Source organism: Pseudomonas sp. 21, assembly GCF_000955805.1.
Classification (GTDB): Bacteria; Pseudomonadota; Gammaproteobacteria; order Pseudomonadales; family Pseudomonadaceae; genus Pseudomonas.
The window spans coordinates 460,571-480,098 of record NZ_JYOA01000007.1; the positions used below are offsets into that span (position 1 = coordinate 460,571).

A 19,528-nucleotide genomic window follows, 5' to 3' on the forward strand; every position below is an offset into this window, starting at 1 on the left:
TCGTAGAGAGTTGTCGTTTAATCGAGTGGGTCGATCGTTAGAAATTCGACAGGTAGAAGATTATCGTCTGATGACAGAAAAGGCCCATTGATTTAGGGCATTAGGAATATTGAGTCTTTCTATGGAGGCAGCTATAAAAGGAAGAAGTTTCCTATCAAGCGAAACGCGGCATCCTACCTCTGAATACCCGCTTCAAGGGCTCTGCCTGGCGGCTTCGAGCCCTCCCCCCTGAGTCCGGCGGCTGGCGCCGGTCTTCACACCTTGGCGCGAAAGCCGCCCGAGGGCAACGGCAAACGCGACGTACGGTGCCCCACCCTGCCTTGCCGGCCCCTGCTTTTTTGCCCTGCCCGTCCACGCGCCTATGCTTGTTTGCGTGGGCCGCTAACGCAGGGTTCTCGCCCGTTCCGGTCAGCCTTCGCGAAGCGGCACGCCGCACGCATGACGACGAGGACTCCCGATGATCCAGTTCCTGCTCGGCGAAGAAGCAGTCCAGGCCGACGGATTCGCGCCCGAGACCAGCCTGCTCGACTACCTGCGCATTTACCGCGCCCGCACCGGCACCAAGGAGGGCTGCGCCACGGGCGATTGCGGCGCCTGCACCGTGGTGCTCGTCGAGCCCGAGGGCGATGCCCTGCGCTACCGTGCGGTGAACGCCTGCATCACGCTGCTGGGGGCGGTCCATGGACGCCAGGTGCTGACCGTTGAGCACCTGGGCGAACCCGGCGCGCTGCACCCGGTCCAGCAGGCCATGGTCGATTGCCACGGCTCGCAATGCGGCTTCTGCACACCCGGCATCGTCATGTCGCTGTTCGCCTGGCGCCATTCGTCGCCGCCACACAACCGCGAGACGGCGCTGACGGCCCTCTCGGGCAACCTGTGCCGCTGCACCGGCTACCGTCCGATCCTCGATGCCGCCGCGCAGATCGCCGGGCAGCCGTGCCTGGACAGCTTCGAGCAGAACACCGCCCTGACCGTCGCCCGCCTGCGGGAGATATCCGCAGCCGCCACGCTGGGCGAAGGCGAGGCGCAGGCCTGGTTGCCCGGTTCGCTGGACGAGTTGGACGACCTGCTTCAGCGCCACCCGCAGGCGCGGCTGATCGCCGGCGGCACCGACCTGGCGCTGGAAGCGACGCAGAACCTCAAAGCCTTCCCGGCGCTGATCCACCTCGACCGCGTCGACGAGCTGCAACGCCTGGAAGTCCATGCCAACCAGCTGCTGATCGGCGCTGCGCGTCCCTATGCCGATTGCCTCGCTGCACTGGACGAACTCCCCGGCGTGAGCGCCCTGCTGGAGCGCCTCGGCTCCCTGCAGATCCGCCAGCGCGGCACCCTGGGCGGCAACATTGCCAACGCCTCGCCCATCGGCGACATGCCGCCGGTGTTGCTGGCCCTGGATGCGAGGTTGCGCCTGCGCAAGGCGGGAGCCCTGCGCGAGGTGCCCGTCGATGGATTCTTCACCGGCTACCGCAAGACCGTCCTGCAGCCCGGCGAGTACATCGAAGCGGTGCTGATCCCGCGCCTGGGCAACCACCAGCGGTTCCGCGTCGACAAGGTGTCCAAACGCCGCGACGACGACATTTCCGCCGTGTGCATGGCGCTGCGACTGGACCTCGACGACAACGCCATCGTCACCGACGTACGCCTGGCCTGCGGCGGCATGGCGGCCACGCCGTTGCGCGGCCTGCGGACTGAAGCGGCGCTGCGCGGCAAGCCATTCGACGCGGCGGCCATCGCTGCGGCGCAGGCCGCGATCCCGGAGGATTTCCAGCCCATCGACGACCTGCGCGCCAGCGCCGCCTATCGCCTGAAGGTGGCGCAGAACCTGCTGCAGCGCGCACTACTGGAATGGTCCGACAATGCCGCGGAGGTGCACCATGCGTAGCCTGCCACCGCTGGCCAGCAATGGCGTCGCGGTCGCCATCCACAGCGCGGGTAAGCCTCGCGAACACGACAGCGCAGCACTGCACGTCAGCGGCGCCGCGCGTTACGTGGACGACCTGAAGGAGCCGCGCGACCTGCTCCACGCCGCCGTCGGCGTCACGGAAATCGCCTGCGGCGCCGTTGTCTCGCTCGACCTCGACGCGGTGCGAAGCGCACCCGGCGTAGTGGCCGTGCTGACCCTGGACGACGTGCCCGGCCACACCGACATCGGCCCGGTATTTCCCGGCGATCCGTTGCTGGCCGGCGAGCGGGTGAAGTACCACGGGCAGGCGCTGTTCGCCGTCGCGGCGCAGAGCCTGATCCAGGCACGCCGGGCGGTACGCCTGGCGAAGGTGGAGTACGCGCAGGAAGACCCGCTGATCGATCCGCTCAAGGCCAAGGCCGAAGAACGCTTCGTACGCCCGCCGCACCACATGCATCGCGGCGACGCCGACGCCGAGCTGGCAAGCGCCCCGCACGTGCTGGAAGCCCGCCAGTTCATCGGCGGCCAGGAGCATTTCTACCTCGAAGGCCAGGCCTCGCTCGCCCTGCCCGGCGACGACGGCGGCATGCTGGTGCACACCTCCAGCCAGCACCCCAGCGAAGTGCAGAAACTGGTGGCCGAGGTACTGGCGATCCCGCTGGCCAAGGTCACCGTGGAAGTGCGCCGCATGGGCGGCGGTTTCGGCGGCAAGGAAACCCAGGCCGCGCCCTTCGCCTGCTTCGCCGCGCTGCTGGCGAACAAGACGGGCCGCGCGGTGAAGCTACGCCTGCCACGCGCCGACGACATGCGCCTGACCGGCAAGCGCCACCCCTTCCACAACCGCTACCGCATCGGCTTCGACGATGAAGGCCGGCTGCTCGCCGCGCAACTGGAAGTGGTGGGCGACTGCGGCCATTCGCCGGACCTCTCCGACGCCATCGTCGACCGCGCGATGTTCCACGCCGACAACGCCTACTTCCTCCCCGACGTGGCCATTTCCGGCTACCGCAGCTTCACCAACATCGTCTCGCACACCGCCTTCCGCGGCTTCGGCGGGCCGCAGGGGATGATGATCATCGAGCGCGCCATGGACGACATCGCCCGCGCGGTGGGCAAGGACCCGCTCGCCGTGCGCAAACTCAACCTCTACGGCGGAATGGGGCGCGAGCTGACGCCCTACCACCAGAAAGTCGAGCACAACCTGCTGGGCGAGCTGATCGCGCGCCTGGAGACGAGCAGCGACTACGCCGCGCGCCGCTCGGCGATCCACGACTTCAACGCGCGGAGCCCGGTGCTGAAGAAAGGCCTCGCACTGACACCGGTGAAGTTCGGCATTTCCTTCACTGCGCAGCACCTGAACCAGGCGGGCGCGCTGGTCCACCTCTACACCGACGGCAGCATCCAGCTGAACCACGGCGGCACCGAGATGGGCCAGGGCCTGAACACCAAGGTCGCGCAGATCGTCGCCGAGGAATTCCAGGTGCCGCTGGAGCGCGTGGTGATCACCGCGACGCGCACCGACAAGGTGCCCAACACCTCGCCCACCGCTGCCTCCAGCGGCACCGACCTGAATGGCATGGCTGCCCGCGATGCGGCGCGGACGCTGAAGAAGCGGCTGGTCGATTTTCTCGCCGAACGCGACGGGGTGAAGCCGCAGGAGGTCCGTTTCGAGCACGGCGGCATAACGGTGGGAGCCCGGCACCTGGACTTCGTCGAGGTCATCCAGGCTGCCTACTTCGCGCGCATCCAGCTTTCCGCCACGGGTTTCTACCGCACGCCGAAAATCTTCTACGACCGCGAAAAGGGCCAGGGCCATCCGTTCTTCTACTTCGCCTACGGCGCGGCGGTGTCCGAAGTGGAAGTGGACACGCTGACCGGCGAATACCGCGTGCGGCGGGTCGACATCCTCCACGATGTCGGCCGCAGCGTGAACCCGGCCATCGACATCGGCCAGATCGAGGGCGGCTTCATCCAGGGCATGGGCTGGCTGACCACCGAGGAGTTGCGCTGGGATGACGCGGGCAAGCTGCTCACGGTGGGCCCTGCGACCTACAAGATCCCAGCGGTGAGCGACACGCCGGAGGACTTTCGCGTGGCGCTGTTCGAGCGCCCCAACGAGGAGGACAGCGTGTACCTGTCCAAGGCCGTGGGCGAACCGCCGTTCATGCTGGCGATCTCGGTGTGGTCGGCGCTGCGCGACGCCATCGCCAGCCTCGCGGACTATCGGCGGAGCCCCGACCTGGATACGCCGGCGACGCCGGAGCGGGTACTCTGGGCCTGTGAGGCGATGCGCCAGGAGAACCAAGCATGACCCGCAACTGGATGGATGCCATTGCAAGCCTGCGCGACAGTGCCGAGGCTTACGTGCTGATCACCGTAATCGGCGTGCAGGGCTCCACGCCTCGCGAATCCGGCAGCAAGATGCTGGTCACCGCCGGGGAAACCTTCGACACCATCGGCGGCGGTCACCTGGAGTTCGCCGCCATCGAACACGCGCGCCAGTTGCTGCTGGCCGGCCAGGACAGCCAGGCGCTGGAACACTTCCCGCTTGGCGCGCGGCTGGGCCAGTGCTGCGGCGGGCGCGCCAGCCTGCTGTTCGAATGCTTCGCTGCACGCGGACCTCAGGTCGTGCTGTTCGGTGCCGGACACGTCGGCCGCGCCCTCGCGCCATTGCTGGCAGGTTTGCCGTTGCGCCTGGAATGGGTGGACAGCCGCGCGGCGCAGTTTCCCCAGTCCGTCCCCGAAGGCGTGCGCATGCGTTTGCTGGAGGAGCCGGAAGACGCCGTGCACGAGGCGCCGCCGGGCAGCTACTTCCTGGTCATGACCCACAACCATCCGCTGGATTACGCCATCGCCGAGGCCGTGCTCAAGCGCGGCGACGCCGGCTTCCTCGGCATGATCGGCTCGCGCACCAAGGCGCGGCGCTTCCAGATGAGGCTGGAGCAGCACGGTTATCCACAGCAGGTGATCGAGCAGATGCATTGCCCCATCGGCCTCTCCGAAGTGCCCGGCAAGCGCCCGCTGGAAGTGGCCATCTCGGTCGCCGCCCAGGTCATCGCCCGCTATCACCAGGACGCTCCCGCCCGGCGGACGCGTGAAGGCGTGGAATGGGCCGCGCTATGTAGCGAAGGTGCGTGCAGCGACACGCCAGCGGGCGCAAAAACCTGACCAGTGGGACAATAGTTTTTCCCGCTGCCGCCGATACACTCAACGACCCCGTCTCTTCGCCCGCCGCCCGGCGGGCGTTTCGTTGTGCGTTCGGAGGAAAACAAGAAAATGCGCCTGCGAAGTATCCAGACCCAACTCATCCTCAGCATGGGCGCCGCCCTGCTCATCAGCCTGCTCATCGTCCTCGGCCTGTATGCCGTGCTGGTCAACCGCCTGAGCGAGCGCTACCTGCTCGAACAGGCGCTGCCGGCGAGCATCCAGGCGATTGCCAACGACTTCGAGAAGCGCCTCACCGGCCCCATCACCGCAGCGGCCGGCATCGCCGACAACACCCTGGTGCAGGACTGGCTGGCCGCCGGCGAAAGCCCGGAGAAACTGGCCGAATTCACCCGCTACCTGGGCGGCATCCGTGCCTCGCAGAAGGCCTTTTCCGCGCTGATCACCTCCAACGCCAGCGGCGCCTACTACAGCGACAAGGGCAAGGAACGCACGCTGAGCCGCAGCGAGCCGAAGGACAGCTGGTACTTCCAGTTCGTCGACAGCGGCAAGCCGCGCATGTGGAACATCGACACCGACGGCAGCACCGGCGAACTGGCGCTGTTCATCGACCAGCGCGTGGAGCAGGGCGGCAAGCTGCTCGGCATTGCCGGGCTGGGCCTGGAAATGCGCGAGCTGTCGACGCTGATCCGCGACTTCCGCTTCGGCCAGTCCGGGCGTGTGTACCTGGTGAAGAACGACGGCCAGGTGCAGATCCACCCCGACGCCTCGCTGCCCAAGGGGCGCAACCTTGGCGACCTGATCGGTGCCAGCGCCGCCAGCGCGCTGCTCGGCCAGCAAGGCTTCCACAGCGCCCGCTTCGAGCGCGACGGCGAGGACTACCTGGCCGCCAGCCTGCCGCTGCATGACCTGGGCTGGACCCTGGTGAGCGAGGTGCCGGAAGCGGAAATCTATGCCGACGCCCGCGAGGCGCTGGCCTTCTCCGGCCTCGCCGGAGCGATGGTCGCGCTGCTCTGCCTGGCGCTGGTGGTGCTGATGGCGCGCAGCCTGGCTCGGCCAATCCGCCAGGTCACCAGTGCACTACTGGAAATCGGCGGTGGCGGCGGCGACCTCACCCGCCGCCTGGACGACAGCCGTGCGGATGAACTGGGCGACCTGGCCCGCGGCTTCAACCGCTTCCTCGAAGGCCAGCGGGCGCTGATAGGCGCCGTGCTGGGCACCAGCCAGCAACTGCTGCGTACCGTTGGCGAAGTGGCGCAGGTGGTGGACAACACCGCCGACCGTGCCGGCCGCCAGCAGGAAATGACCGACATGGTCGCCACGGCGGTGAACGAGATGGGCAGCACGGTGCAGGAAATCGCCCGCAACGCCGAGCAGGCGGCCAGTGCCTCGCAACAGGCGCGTGAGGAAGCCGGCGCAGCGCGGCGCGTGGTAGGCGGCTCGCTGCAGGTCGGCCAGCGCATGTCCGGGGAGATCGGCGAAGCGGCCGGTGCAGTAGCCGAACTGGCCGGGCAGGTGGCGAGCATCGACCAGGTGCTGGCGGTGATCCGCGGCGTCTCCGAGCAGACCAACCTGCTCGCCCTCAACGCCGCCATCGAAGCGGCGCGCGCGGGCGAACTGGGCCGTGGCTTCGCCGTGGTGGCCGATGAGGTACGCACGCTGGCCAGCCGCACCCAGGGCTCCACCGACGAAATCCTCACCATCATCCAGCGCCTGAAGGGCGGCGCGGAGGCCGCGGTTCGCTCGATGCAGTCCGGCCAGCAGGCCACCGGCCAGAGCCTGGCCGCCAGCGAACAGGCCGGCGCGTCCCTGGGCGCCATCGCCGATCAGGTGGAGCGCATCAGCGACATCAACCACCAGGTCGCCACGGCCACCGAGGAGCAGTCGGCGGTGACCGAGGAGATCAACCGCAACGTGCAGGGCATTGCCGACCTCGCCCACGCCACCACCCGCGAAGTGCAGCACGGCCGCGAGCAGTGCCGCGAGTTGCGCACCCTGGCGGACGACCTGGCGCGGCAGATGGCGCAGTTCCGACTTTGAGGGCTCTGGCGCCGGCCTCGCGCCGGCGCCTTTTCCCCAGAGTTACCCACAGATTTTCCAAGCGAAGCGGCAGGCTTTTCGCTATGGCTGGCGGGTGATGACGACCGATCAGCGCACGAGGTGTCTCGCCAACGAGACACCTTGCCCACAAGTTGCCCACAGATTGTCCAGAGACTTGCCCCCAGCCCGCCGGACGCCACCCGCGAACCCGTCGAAAAGCCCGGGCCCAGGCGCTGCAAGCCCTGCATCAATCCAATGAATAATTCACCGAGCGGTCAGAAGTGGCCTCTGACGCTGTTCCGGGGAAATTTCACCCACACCTTTTCCACAGCTTGTTCATATTTTGCTCAACAGGCCGGACAGCAATTGATCAAAAAATGAGCGAAGCGCTGAAGGCTGCGGAGTACGCGGGCAGGAGAGCTCCTGCCACAGGTTATCCACAGGCGGTTCCACGGTGTTTGGGGAGAAGAATCAGGCGTCCAGCAACTGCGCCTGGACACGACCCCGACTGAGGTCGCCGAGCATCTTCTGCAGTGGCTCGACCTGGGTGGTCGGCAGGTTCACTGTCATGTGCACGCCTTCCGCGCCAAAGCTTTCGTCTTCGACGCTGGCGCCGAGCGCCAGCACCCGCGCCTTGAACAACGCGTGCTCGGCGAAGTTGCAGTCGAATGCCAGCCGGCTGCTGGGCACCAGTTCGATGCGCTCGGCGTCCTGCAGGCACTTCGCCGCGCAGCCGCCATAGGCGCGGGCCAGGCCACCGGTGCCGAGCTTGATGCCGCCGAACCAGCGGCTGACCACGACGACCACACGGTCCATGTCCTGCCCTTCGATGGCCACCAGCATGGGCCGGCCGGCGGTGCCGCCGGGCTCTCCGTCGTCACTGAAGCGGTACTGGTTGCCCAGTTTCCAGGCCCAGCAGTTGTGCCCGGCGCTGGCGTCCCGGTGCGCGGCGAGGAAGGCCTGGGCCTCGGCCTCGCTGGCGATGGGTGCGGCGACGCACTGGAAGCGGCTCTTGCGGATGTCTTCTTCGTACCGGGAGAGGCCGGCGAGGGTGAAACTCATGCCGAGGCCGGCGGCGGCGTCAGCCCGCAACCCTTGAGGATGATGCGGATCAGGTTGTCGCTGGCATCGCTGAAGTCCTGCTTGGACAGGCGTTTGCGGCCGGTGACGAAGCCGATCTGGGTGGCGAAGTCGGCGTAGTGCTGGGTGCTGCTCCAGATCAGGAAGATCAGGTTCACCGGGTCCACGGCGTCCATCCTGCCGGCATCGATCCAGGCCTGGAACACGGCGGCGCGGCCGGCGAACCAGGTGCGGTAGTCCTGGCTGAAGTGCTCGGACAGGCATTCGCCACCGCTGATGATCTCCATGGCGAATACCCGCGAGGCCTGCGGGTAGCGGCGGGAGAACTCCATCTTGGCTCGGATGTAGGTCGCCAGCGCGACGGCCGGGTCGTCATCCACGGTAAGGTGGTTGAAGGTGCTGTCCCACAGTTCGAGGATGTTGCTCAGCACCGCCACGTACAGCCCCAGCTTGTTGCTGAAGTAGTAGTGCAGGTTGGCCTTGGGCAGGCCGACGCGCTGGGCGATGGTGTTCATGCTGGTGCCCTTGAAGCCGTGGCGGGCGAACTCCTCCTCGGCGGCGGCGAGGATGGCTTCCTCGTTCTTCTGGCGAATGCGGCCGGCGGGCTTTTCGCCGTTGGGCGCGGTATGGGCGGGTACCTGGAGGGTCATGCGGGATGTCCGTGCATTGAGCGGGGGCGCTGCATGGATAACCCAGGCGGGTGGCGGGATTCAAGGGCGAGGCGTGAAAAAGGGCAGGAACCGGGCTCGCCAGGCGATCCGGCTCCCGCCCCTACCGCGGCAGCCCCCGGGAGCGGGCCGGGGGCATGGCATCACTTGGTGGTGCCGGTGGTGCCGCTGGTGCCAGAGCTGTGGTGGCCGCCGCCACCGCCGTGGTTGCCGATGGCAGCGCCAATTGCAACGACCGCGGCACCGATGCCGACGGCTTCACCGACGGTCAGTTGGCCGTACAACGGAGTGGCCAGGCCCATGCCGGAGCAGGTCGGTGGCAGCGGAACGACGGCGCCGGCGCGGTCTTTGTCCGAGCCATTGGCAGCTTGCGCCTGATCCTTCTGGTCCTTCGTGGCGCCGCCCCACAGGGGCGCGCAATCGTTGGCAGCGACCACTGCCTTCTGTTCCTCTTTCGGCTCCTCTTTCACCGCTGCCGGCTGGGAACGGGTGATGACATCCTGGTAGAAGCCTTCCGCGTGGGTCTTGTCGTGCACTTCGGTCGCGGGAATGCCGGGGTGCCCGAGGGGCGCCGCCAGCACCGGGGTAGCCAGGCTCGCGGCCATGGCCACGATCAACAGTTTCTTCATTGCTCACATCTCCTTCAGGTGAAGCTAAAGAGATGTAACGCTAAAGGCTGGAGACAGTTCGACCAACAGGCTGCGAGCCGGATGGCCTGTCGGCAACTTCCGAAAGATTTGGGGATATTGGTGCAGGCTCACGAAACTGCCGGACAACGCCTGAAAAGACCGACCCCGCCAGGCGGCGGGGTCGGAGGGGAACACTAGAAGTGGTACTTGACCAGCGCGCTGACGGTGTTCTGGTCGGTGGTGAAGTACTGCGAATCCTTGATGCCGTACTTGTCGGACCAGTAGTCGTACTCGATACCCACGTACAGGTGCTTCGCCTCGTAGCCCAGGGACTTGCCCAGGTCGTACTTCAGCTGCGGGTTGAAGTGCAGGTTGGCGTGGTAGTCCGACTGGTTGCGGTGGCTGGAGCTGGCGTCCTTGTTGTTCACGACCCAGTCCATGAAGCCGTCGAACAGGATGTCGGAGTTGCCGACCGGGAAGGTGATGGCCCACGCCGGAGTGATCTGCCAGGCACCGGACGGCACACGGTTACCGTCGGGCTTGCGGTAGTAGAAGTTCAGCTGGAAGTAATCGAAGCCCGGCAGCGCCAGGTCGAAGCCCGGACCGACCAGGTAGGACTCGACATCGCCTTCGCCGAACTCGTAGGTGGTTGCCAGCAGCACATCCTTGACCGGACCGAAGGACAGGTCGGCACCGGTGATCTTGCCGAACGACAGACGCGGGCTGAACTCGCCGTAGTAGGTGTTCTTGCCGTTGGTGCCGCTTTCCTTGCCGTTGTAGTTGATCTGGTCGACGAAGAACCAGATGTCGCCCCAGGTCCAGGCGCTCGCGCTCTCGAAGGTGAAGGTCTGCTGGATCGGCGGATCGACCTTGAAGTTCTTGCCCCACAGGTAGGACAGGCTTTCGTTGTGCCAGATCAGCGGGCCATCGTTGCTGGCCGGGGCCGGCTCCAGGTCTTCACCGCCAGCCATGGCCTGCCCGGCCGCGAGCAGCCCGCCGGCGAGCAGCAGGGATGCGAGAGTGCGAGTCATGCTTTGCTCCTAATTCAGTGCAGTCGTGTTGCATTTTTAATTGTCGGTGGAACCTGTCCATCCGGTCAGGCCTGGCGAGGAAAAGCAAGATTGGCGCCAATCCTGACCATATGTTCCACTTTTATGACGAATCCCTCGGGATCCGCTCCTTTGGCAGAGAAGACGCAGGTGCACGGGCCGGGCCATTTCCTGACTCACAGGACAACTTCGCCTGTTTCGAGGGCACCGGCCCCAACAGGAAGCACTGCATTGGCGATCGCCGACCAGAAGATTGGATACATGACAAACCTGTGTTGAAACGAATCAACACAAATTGTGTATACAACTATCTTGTGGGAAATCTACACAACAGCCGTCGGAACACACCACGCGTTTTTCCGGGCGCGGATGATGCCAGACAAGGGCGCTCACCACACCTGCCAGAACGCCTCGGGCCGCCCGGCGGTCGAGCTGTCGGGTGCCTTCCCCAGGGCTCGAACGCCGCCGTTCGGGTCGACAACGGCGCTGATCCGGCTTGAGGTGGGCGGGGCGGCCTGCCAGACTTCGATCCTCCAGCGATATTTTCCAAAGCTATACCGATGAAAGGACAAGCTCCCGAACTGCAACGCCTGATCCCGGTGCTCGACCGCCTGCCGCGGCCGGTCTATGCGCGCGCCGAGCGTCTGCGCGCGGGTTCCTGGACCAGCAAGCACCATCACGCCTGGGTGCAGCTGTCCTACGCCATCACCGGGGTGCTGGGTGTACACACGGCCGAAGGCAGCTTCTTTGCGCCACCGCAGCGGGCCATCTGGATTCCGGCGTTCCTCGACCATGAAGTGGTGACCTCGACCCAGGCGGAAATGCGCAGCCTGTACATCCGCGACGACGCCTGCCGGTGGGCGCCAGACCGTTGCCGGGTGCTGGAGGTGACACCACTGGCACGCGAGCTGATCAAGAGCTTCTGCGAGCTGCCGGTGGATTATCCACAGGGCGACAGCGCCGAATCACGACTGGTGGAAGTGCTGCTGGACCAGTTGCGCGACCTGCCGGAAGTCGCCTTCTCCCTGCCGATGCCGCAGGAGGGCCGGCTGCTGCAGTTGTGCCAGACGCTGATCGACCATCCCACCGACAGCCACACCCTGGGCGACTGGGCGCAGCGCATTGGCACCTCGGAGAAGACCCTGTCGCGGCTGTTCCAGCGCGAGACCGGGATGACCTTCCGCCTGTGGCGCCAGCGCCAGCGACTGCTTGCTTCCCTCGGTTCGCTCGAGGCGGGCGACAGCGTGACGGCGGCGGCGCTGGATTGCGGGTATGACTCCACCTCGGCGTATATCGCGTCGTTCAAGGGGTTGTTCGGGTTTACGCCGGGCGATTTGTTCCGCCAGAGGTAGGGTCTGTGCCGGCTGCTAGCAATCGCGGACGGAGTCCGCTCCCACGCGAGGTCAGGCTTTGGGTGGGAGCGGACTCCGTCCGCGATTGGCTGAATCCCCCACCGAAACCACGCCGAAGCGCCTTGCTACCGGCGCCACCTATCGGCGGATTTCCGCTCAAGCCCCTCTTCAATCGGCGCCGCTTCGCCTGTCCGCATCATCCAGAAAACGGCTAGACCTCTAGTGCCACACGGCTTTCGCGCATTGGCACGCTGCCTGCTATCGCCCTCGACACTGCGCCGCCCTCGCGGCGCGCCGGCGTGACGTAACCCGTAGTCCGCACGCCTGACGACAACAACGACAAGAGGAATACCCATGGATAGCGCAAGCGCCGTCTCCGCTTCTGCCGCACCCCGCACGACTTCCCAGCGCATCAAGTCGATCTTCAGTGGCTCGGTCGGCAACCTGGTCGAGTGGTACGACTGGTACGTCTACGCCGCCTTCTCGCTGTACTTCGCCAAGGCGTTCTTCCCCCAGGGCGACATGACCGCCCAGTTGCTGAACACCGCCGCGATCTTCGCCGTGGGCTTCCTGATGCGCCCGATCGGCGGCTGGTTGATGGGTATCTATGCCGACCGCAAGGGCCGAAAAGCCGCCCTGCTGGCCTCGGTCCTGCTGATGTGCTTCGGCTCGCTGATCATCGCCCTGACCCCCAGCTATGAAACCATCGGCGTCGGCGCGCCGATCCTGCTGGTGCTCGCGCGCCTGCTGCAGGGCCTGTCGGTCGGCGGTGAATACGGCACTTCCGCGACCTACCTGAGCGAGATGGCCAACAAGGAGCAGCGCGGCTTCTTCTCCAGCTTCCAGTACGTCACCCTGATCTCCGGCCAGCTCATCGCCCTGGCGGTGCTGATCGTGCTGCAGCAGACCCTGACCGTCGAGCAGCTGGAAAGCTGGGGCTGGCGTATTCCGTTCTTCATCGGCGCGCTGTGCGCGGTGGTGGCCATGTTCCTGCGTCGCGGCATGGAAGAGACCGAGTCCTTCAGCACCAAGAAGGACGAGCCCAAGGAAAGCCTGATCCGCACCCTGTTCCGCCATCCCAAGGAAGTGCTGACCGTGGTCGGCCTGACCATGGGCGGCACCCTGGCCTTCTACACCTACACCACGTACATGCAGAAGTACCTGGTGAACACCGTGGGCATGAGCAAGAACGACTCGACCATGATCTCGGCGGCCACGCTGTTCCTGTTCATGCTGCTGCAGCCCATCGTCGGCGCGCTGTCGGACAAGATCGGCCGTCGCCCGATCCTGATCGCCTTCGGCGTGCTGGGCACCGTGTTCACCTACCCGATCCTCAGCACCCTGCACACCATCGACACCTGGTGGGGCGCGTTCTTCCTGATCATGGCCGCGCTGGTCATCGTCAGCGGCTACACCTCGATCAACGCCGTGGTGAAGGCCGAGCTGTTCCCCACCGAGATCCGCGCCCTGGGCGTGGGCCTGCCGTACGCCCTGACCGTGTCCATCTTCGGCGGCACCGCCGAGTACGTGGCGCTGTGGTTCAAGAGCGTCGGCATGGAGAGCGGCTTCTACTGGTATGTCACCGCGTGCATCGCCTGCTCGCTGCTGGTCTACGTGACCATGAAGGACACCCAGAAGCACTCGAAGATCACCACCGACTGATTGGGCTTCCTGCCCAGGCCCCGGCGCACACTCTCCGGGGCTTTTTATCCACAAGGCCCGGCGCATGCCGGGCCTTGTCGTTTCTGCGGTGACGCGCGACGCTGCGCTATCCTCGCCAGCGTCACGGTCGCGTAGCCAATCCCATGAGCCCTTCCCCCTTTCCCGCCGGCACGTTGAGCGCGCGCGCCCTGCGCGGCGCCCACAGCGGGCCGTTCGATCTCGACCTGGAACCCGGCCACTGCACGGTGCTCAGCGGCCCTTCGGGGGTCGGCAAGAGCCTGCTGCTGCGCCTGCTCGCCGACCTCGACCCGAACCAGGGCGCGGTCAGCCTCGGCGGGGTCAACCGCGAGAGCCAGCCGGCCCATGTCTGGCGACGCTGGGTGACCTACGTGCCGGCCGAATCCGGCTGGTGGGAAGACGACGTCGCCGCGCACTTCACCGACCTCGACGGCGCCCGCCGGCTGCTCCCGCAGCTCAATCTCGACCCGGCGCGGCTGCAGGTGCAGGTCGCGCACCTGTCCACCGGCGAACGGCAGCGCCTGGCCCTGCTGCGCGCTCTGGTGCAACGCCCGCATTTCCTGCTGCTGGACGAACCCACCGCCGCGCTGGACCCGGACAATCGCGAGCAGGTCGAACGCCTGCTGCTGGCGGCCAAGGCGCAGGGCATGGGCCTGCTGGTGGTGACCCACGATGCCGACCAGGCGCAGCGCCTCGGCGAGCGGCAGCTGCACCTGGACCACCACGGACTGACGGAACTGCGCCCATGACGCCGCTGCAATTGAGCGTGCCGGAGCTGGCCCTGGCGGGGCTGCTGATCATCGCGGCGGCGGCACTGTCCTGGGCGCTGCGCCTGGGCCTGCAACGCACGCTGCTGATCTCCACCGCGCGCCTGGTGGTGCAACTGGTGCTGGTGGGATTCTTCCTGCGCCAGGTGTTTGCACTGTCTTCGCCCTGGCTGACGGCGCTGGTAATCGCCGTGATGCTGGGCGCGGCGACCTACGAGGTCGGCTCGCGGCAGCGCCGCCGACTGACCGGCCTCTGGCACCTGGGCATCGGCGGCAGCGCGGTCGGCATCGCCACCCTGGGCATCGCCCTGTTCGCCCTGGCCGGCAGCCTGCGGCCAACCCCGTGGTACGACGCGCGCCACGCCATTCCGCTGGTGGGCATCATCCTCGGCACGGCGATGAACGCCGCCAGCCTGGCGCTGAACCAGGTGTTCGCCAACGTCACCCGCGAGCGCGCCTCCATCGAGGCGCGCCTGGCCCTGGGTGCCGACCGCCACACTGCACTCAGCGGGCCGATCCGCCGCGCGCTCTACACCGGGTTGATTCCCACGCTGAACCAGATGGCCGCCGCCGGCATCATCACCCTGCCGGGCATCATGACCGGCCAGATCCTCGCCGGCATGGACCCACTGGATGCCGCGCGCTACCAGATCCTGCTGATGTTCCTGCTCGCCGGCGCCGGATTCATCGCCGCACTGGGCGCGGTGTACCTGTCGCTGTGGCGGCTGACCGACCCGCGCGAGCGCCTGCGCCTGGATCGCCTGCGTGCCGACGATTGAGCGGCGCTGGCGTATGCTGGGCACCTTTCCCCGCCACAGGAGCCTGCCATGACCACCCCGAAATCCGCCCTGATCATCGGCGCCTCGCGCGGCCTCGGCCTGGGCCTGGTGCGCGAGTTGCTGGACCGTGGCTGGGACGTCACCGCCACCGTGCGCGACGCCGCCCACCCCGGCGAGCTGGCCGCACTGCCGGTGCGCGTCGAGTCGCTGCTGCTGGACGACGTGCACTCCCAGGACCGCCTCGCCGAAGCCCTGGCCGGCACACGCTTCGATCTCATCTACATCAACGCCGGCATCTACGGCCCGCCGCACCAGTCGGCCATCGACGCCAATCTCGCCGATGTCGGCCAGCTGTTCATGGTCAACGCCATCGCCCCGCTGCGCCTGGCCGAGCGCCTGCTGCCGCGCCTGGACTCCGAGCGTGGCGTGCTGGCCTTCATGACCTCCGAACTGGGCAGCGTGGCTGGCAACGTCTCCGGCGGCATGGCGTTGTACCGCGCGAGCAAGGCGGCGCTGAATTCGCTGACCCGCAGCTTCGTCGTCGAGCTGGGCGATACCGGCATCACCGTGCTCAACCTGCATCCGGGCTGGGTGCGCACCGACATGGGCGGCGAATCCGCGCCGCTGGACGTGCAGACCAGCGTGAAAGGCCTGGCCGACCAGGTCGAAGGCCATGCCGGCCGTGGCGGCCAGTTCTACCTGGACTACCAGGGAACGACGATCGACTGGTGACGAGTCGCGCCGTGGGCGTTACCATGCGCCCACGCCTGACTCCAGAGTCAGCGAACCTGGATCAGCAGACAGGGTGAACACTGAGCTGGCTTCCCATGAACCCATGGAGCCGGCTCGAACGAACGGCTCCGTCCGTTTGGAGAATTCATCCATGTCCTCCCCGCGTATCTGGCTGCGCAACCCGCAGGCCATCTTCACCGCTAATGATCAGGACGCCCGTGGCGGCATCGTCGTCCAGGACGGCCGCATCGTCGAACTGGTCGCTGCCGGCCAGCAGCCTTCGGCCCCCGTCCAGCAGACCTTCGACGCCAGCCAGCACGTGCTGACGCCCGGCCTGATCAACACCCACCACCACTTCTACCAGACCCTCACCCGCGCCTGGGCGCCCGTGGTGAACCAACCGCTGTTCCCCTGGCTGAAGACCCTCTACCCGGTATGGGCGCGCCTGACCCCCGAGCAACTGGGCGTGGCCACCAAGGTCGCCCTGGCCGAACTGCTGCTCTCGGGCTGCACCACCGCCGCCGACCACCACTACCTGTTCCCCGACGGCCTCGAGCAGGCCATCGACGTGCAGGCCGGCGTGGTCCGGGAACTGGGCATGCGCGCCATGCTCACCCGTGGCTCCATGAGCCTGGGCGAAGCCGATGGCGGCCTGCCGCCGCAGCAGACCGTGCAGAGCGCCGAAGCCATCCTCGACGACAGCCAGCGCCTGATCCGCGAGTACCACCAGCGCGGCGAAGGCGCCCAGGTGCAGATCGCCCTGGCGCCCTGCTCGCCCTTCTCGGTCACCCCGGAAATCATGCGCGCCAGCGCCGAACTGGCCGAGCGCGAGGACGTGCACCTGCACACCCACCTCGCCGAAACCCTCGACGAGGAAGACTTCTGCCTGCAGCGCTTCGGCCAGCGCACCGTGGATTACCTGGACAGCGTCGGCTGGCTCGGCCCGCGCACCTGGCTGGCCCACGGCATTCACTTCAACGACGAGGAAATCCAGCGCCTGGGCGCCGCCGGCACGGGCGTCTGCCATTGCCCCAGCTCGAACATGCGCCTGGCCTCGGGCATCTGCCCGACGGTGGCGCTGGAAGCCGCCGGCGCGCCGGTGGGCATCGGCGTGGACGGCTCGGCCTCCAACGACGCCTCCAACATGATCCTCGAAGCCCGCCAGGCCCTGTACATCCAGCGCCTGCGCTACGGCGCCGAGCAGATCACCCCGGAACGCGCGCTGGGCTGGGCCACCAAAGGCTCGGCCAAGCTGATCGGCCGCAGTGACATCGGCGAACTGGCCGTGGGCAAGCAGGCCGACCTGGCGCTGTTCAAGCTCGACGAGCTGCGCTTCTCCGGCAGCCACGACCCGCTCTCCGCGCTGCTGCTGTGCGGCGCCGACAAGGCTGACCGGATCATGATCGGCGGCATCTGGCGCGTGGTGGACGGGGAAGTCGAAGGCCTCGACCTCAAGCGCCTGATCGCCGACCACACCCAGGCGGCGCGCAAGCTGCTCGGTACGCTGTAAACCTCAGCCGTCGTAGGAGCGGACTGCGTCCGCGATGGACAACCGACAGGCTTGGAGCCGTCGGGGATCGATCGCGGACAAAGTCCGCCCACACCCATCTGCGCTCCTGCACCCGGCACGGACTCCCGCCTTCTCTCCTGCTCGCCATAATCGTGGCTCCGGATGCCATTCCAGCGGGCACGTTTTGCCATCGAAAAATCGCTACAGCCCGCGCCACGCAAGGGCTGCGCACTACCGCCCGTCGCCATCCCGACAGCCGCGATAAGCGGTCATTCACTGAAAACCCCTCTAGATCAAGGGTCTACCCCTTGCGACGGGAATATGCCGTCAGTTTGACATCACCCATTGGCACTCTAGTTTTAAATCGCCGGGCCGAATTCCTGCTCAAGACGTTGTCAGCAGCCGTTTGGCCCGGTTACCGGCGCCCGGCAATGGAGTGCACTTCAATGCGCGATTCACAGTTGGACCCTCTGGCGGTTCAGGAAGCCGGCCAGGATTGGCCGCGGCGCCTCATCATCCAGACCCTGCCCTGGGCGGTGGTCGCCGTGCTCTGCGCGGTCGGCGTGCCGTTCTGGTGGATGCTGCCGATCGGCTGGGTCTCCAGCCTGGTGCTGAGCAGCCTGCTGTGCGGCACCGGCAAGGCCGCCGCCGAAACACAGGCAGTCACCCTGCAAAGCGACGCGTTGCCTCAGTGGCGCCCGCTGCAGGAAGCGGTGGAAGGCCACCTGGCCCAGCTCAACGGCCATACCCACCAGATCGACAGCCTCCTGCACCAGGCGATCCGCCAGCTGACCGACAGCTTCCACGCCCTCGCCGATCGCATCGACACCCAGCGCGGCCTGTCCCACTCGCTGATCGAACGCTACGACGGGCGCGGCCACATGGACGGCGACATCGACTTCCAGCGCTTCATCCACGCCACCCAGGAAACCCTCGGGCTGTTCGTCGAAGCCACCCTGGAAACCAGCCGCACCTCGCAGCAACTGGTCGAGCGCATGGACCGCGTGACCCACAAGATTGCCGAGATCCTGCAGTCCACCCAGGACATGGACGCCATCGCCAAGCAGACCAACCTGCTGGCCTTGAACGCCGCCATCGAGGCCGCCCGCGCCGGCGAAAGCGGCCGCGGATTCGCCGTGGTGGCCGACGAGGTGCGCGCGCTGTCCACCCGCTCCACGCACTTCTCCCAGGCCATCCGCGAGCACGTCGACGTGGTCTACCGCGAGATCAAGGACGCCGAAGGCGCGATCAGCCAGCTGGCCGACAAGGACATGACCTTCGCCCTGGATTCGCGCAAGAAGATCCAGCACATGCTCGACGAGCTCGACACCATGAACCAGCACACCGTGAAGGTGGTGCAGGAGCTGGACCGCATCTCCCTGGAAGTGGGCGACGGCGTCAACGCCGCGGTCACCGCCCTGCAGTTCCAGGACATGAGCAGCCAGCTGCTCGGCCAGATCGGCAAGCACAACGCCCGCCTCGGCGCACTCGCCGTCGGCCTCGGTGCGCTGGATGGCCGCGAACCCGGCGAATGGAGCGAACGCCTGCGCGGCGAAGTCGCCGAACTCGGTCGCCCCCTGAGCAATCCGGTCGCCCAGACCAGCCTCAGCGCTGGCGAGGTGGAACTGTTCTGAACTGAAGGCAAAGCAGGAGCCCCGACATGCTGCAGTCCGTCTTCGAATACCTCGCCAACCTCGCCCTCATCGGCTGAGCCCCACACACCATTTCCGCGCGCCGGGATGGCGCGAGCACTTGCGCGCCTGGCAACCAGCAAAAGCATTGCAATCCGAGGAGAACCAACGCAATGGGAAAGCAGATTCTGATCGTCGATGACTCGGCCTCGATCCGGCAGATGCTGAGCTTCACGCTCAAGTCCGCCGGCTACGAGGTGGACGAGGCCGTGGACGGCAAGGACGGCCTGGGCAAGGCCCAGCGCAAGACCTACAACCTGGTCTTCACCGACCAGAACATGCCGAACATGGACGGCCTGACGCTGATTCGCAGCCTGCGCGACATGGCCGGCTACCGCGGCACGCCGATCCTCATGCTGACCACCGAATCCAGCGACGCCATGAAGCAGCAGGGCAAGAGCGCCGGCGCCACCGGCTGGCTGGTCAAGCCGTTCGACCCGCCGAAGCTGCTGGAAGTGACCCGCAAGGTCCTGCCCTAGGGGA

At 66.8% G+C, this 19,528-nt stretch carries 16 protein-coding genes; 12 read left to right on the plus strand and 4 right to left on the minus strand.

Annotated features, from left to right (window positions below; genetic code table 11):
• Nucleotides 1–457 precede the first annotated feature (457 nt).
• The 4 genes from xdhA (at nt 458) to UB43_RS17675 (ending at nt 7,108) form a co-directional block, all read left to right on the plus strand.
• Nucleotides 458–1,882 carry a xanthine dehydrogenase small subunit gene (gene xdhA / locus UB43_RS17660; RefSeq protein ID WP_045213445.1) on the plus strand — a complete coding sequence of 475 codons (1,425 nt, stop codon included), beginning with the start codon at nt 458–460 and terminating at the stop codon, nt 1,880–1,882.
• Complete coding sequence (xdhB, locus tag UB43_RS17665; protein ID WP_045213447.1) at nt 1,875–4,214, plus strand: xanthine dehydrogenase molybdopterin binding subunit; 2,340 nt, start codon at nt 1,875–1,877, stop codon at nt 4,212–4,214. The genes xdhA and xdhB overlap by 8 nt, the downstream gene beginning before the upstream one ends.
• Complete coding sequence (gene xdhC, locus UB43_RS17670) at nt 4,211–5,071, plus strand: xanthine dehydrogenase accessory protein XdhC (protein WP_045213449.1); 861 nt, start codon at nt 4,211–4,213, stop codon at nt 5,069–5,071. Before xdhB ends, xdhC begins: the two co-directional genes overlap by 4 nt.
• 108 nt (nt 5,072–5,179) lie before the next feature.
• Nucleotides 5,180–7,108 carry a methyl-accepting chemotaxis protein gene (locus UB43_RS17675; RefSeq protein ID WP_045213451.1) on the plus strand — a complete coding sequence of 643 codons (1,929 nt, stop codon included), beginning with the start codon at nt 5,180–5,182 and terminating at the stop codon, nt 7,106–7,108.
• Between the two features lie 471 nt (nt 7,109–7,579).
• Here UB43_RS17675 and UB43_RS17680 read toward each other — a convergent pair whose 3' ends face one another.
• The 4 genes from UB43_RS17680 to UB43_RS17695 all read right to left on the minus strand — a co-directional run bounded on the left by UB43_RS17680 (nt 7,580) and on the right by UB43_RS17695 (nt 10,516).
• Entirely contained in the window at nt 7,580–8,170 is a 591-nt protein-coding gene (locus tag UB43_RS17680) for a YigZ family protein (RefSeq protein ID WP_045214189.1), read from the minus strand.
• The gene (locus tag UB43_RS17685; RefSeq protein ID WP_045213453.1) at nt 8,167–8,838 is read right to left on the minus strand and encodes a TetR/AcrR family transcriptional regulator; all 672 of its coding nucleotides are present in this window, start codon (nt 8,836–8,838) and stop codon (nt 8,167–8,169) included. The genes UB43_RS17680 and UB43_RS17685 overlap by 4 nt, the downstream gene beginning before the upstream one ends.
• A 161-nt stretch (nt 8,839–8,999) precedes the next feature.
• Nucleotides 9,000–9,485, minus strand: a complete 486-nt coding sequence (locus UB43_RS28845) for a hypothetical protein (protein WP_052969562.1) — start codon at nt 9,483–9,485, stop codon at nt 9,000–9,002.
• A gap of 194 nt (nt 9,486–9,679) precedes the next feature.
• Nucleotides 9,680–10,516 (minus strand): outer membrane protein OmpK, encoded by an 837-nt coding sequence (locus tag UB43_RS17695; protein ID WP_045213454.1) that lies wholly within the window; start codon nt 10,514–10,516, stop codon nt 9,680–9,682.
• A gap of 572 nt (nt 10,517–11,088) precedes the next feature.
• On the opposite strand from UB43_RS17695, the gene UB43_RS17700 reads away from it, so the two are divergent.
• From UB43_RS17700 to UB43_RS17735, 8 genes are all read left to right on the plus strand, one after another.
• Nucleotides 11,089–11,886, plus strand: a complete 798-nt coding sequence (locus UB43_RS17700) for a helix-turn-helix transcriptional regulator (RefSeq protein ID WP_138519915.1) — start codon at nt 11,089–11,091, stop codon at nt 11,884–11,886.
• Nucleotides 11,887–12,240: 354 nt separating this feature from the next.
• Nucleotides 12,241–13,548 (plus strand): MFS transporter, encoded by a 1,308-nt coding sequence (locus tag UB43_RS17705; RefSeq protein ID WP_045213459.1) that lies wholly within the window; start codon nt 12,241–12,243, stop codon nt 13,546–13,548.
• Between the two features lie 143 nt (nt 13,549–13,691).
• Nucleotides 13,692–14,315: an ATP-binding cassette domain-containing protein gene (locus UB43_RS17710; RefSeq protein WP_045213462.1), complete on the plus strand. Its 624-nt coding sequence runs from the start codon at nt 13,692–13,694 to the stop codon at nt 14,313–14,315.
• On the plus strand, nt 14,312–15,112 hold the full coding sequence (fetB, locus tag UB43_RS17715; protein WP_045213464.1) for an iron export ABC transporter permease subunit FetB: 801 nt from the start codon (nt 14,312–14,314) through the stop codon (nt 15,110–15,112). Before UB43_RS17710 ends, fetB begins: the two co-directional genes overlap by 4 nt.
• A gap of 48 nt (nt 15,113–15,160) precedes the next feature.
• Nucleotides 15,161–15,844, plus strand: a complete 684-nt coding sequence (locus UB43_RS17720) for an SDR family oxidoreductase (RefSeq protein WP_045213466.1) — start codon at nt 15,161–15,163, stop codon at nt 15,842–15,844.
• 151 nt (nt 15,845–15,995) lie between these two features.
• Nucleotides 15,996–17,354: an 8-oxoguanine deaminase gene (locus tag UB43_RS17725; RefSeq protein WP_045213468.1), complete on the plus strand. Its 1,359-nt coding sequence runs from the start codon at nt 15,996–15,998 to the stop codon at nt 17,352–17,354.
• An 881-nt stretch (nt 17,355–18,235) separates the two neighbouring features.
• On the plus strand, nt 18,236–18,988 hold the full coding sequence (locus UB43_RS30355) for a methyl-accepting chemotaxis protein (protein ID WP_256205184.1): 753 nt from the start codon (nt 18,236–18,238) through the stop codon (nt 18,986–18,988).
• Nucleotides 18,989–19,158: 170 nt separating this feature from the next.
• Nucleotides 19,159–19,524, plus strand: coding sequence for a response regulator (locus tag UB43_RS17735; RefSeq protein WP_045213473.1), 366 nt, complete (start codon nt 19,159–19,161; stop codon nt 19,522–19,524).
• Nucleotides 19,525–19,528: the final 4 nt, after the last annotated feature.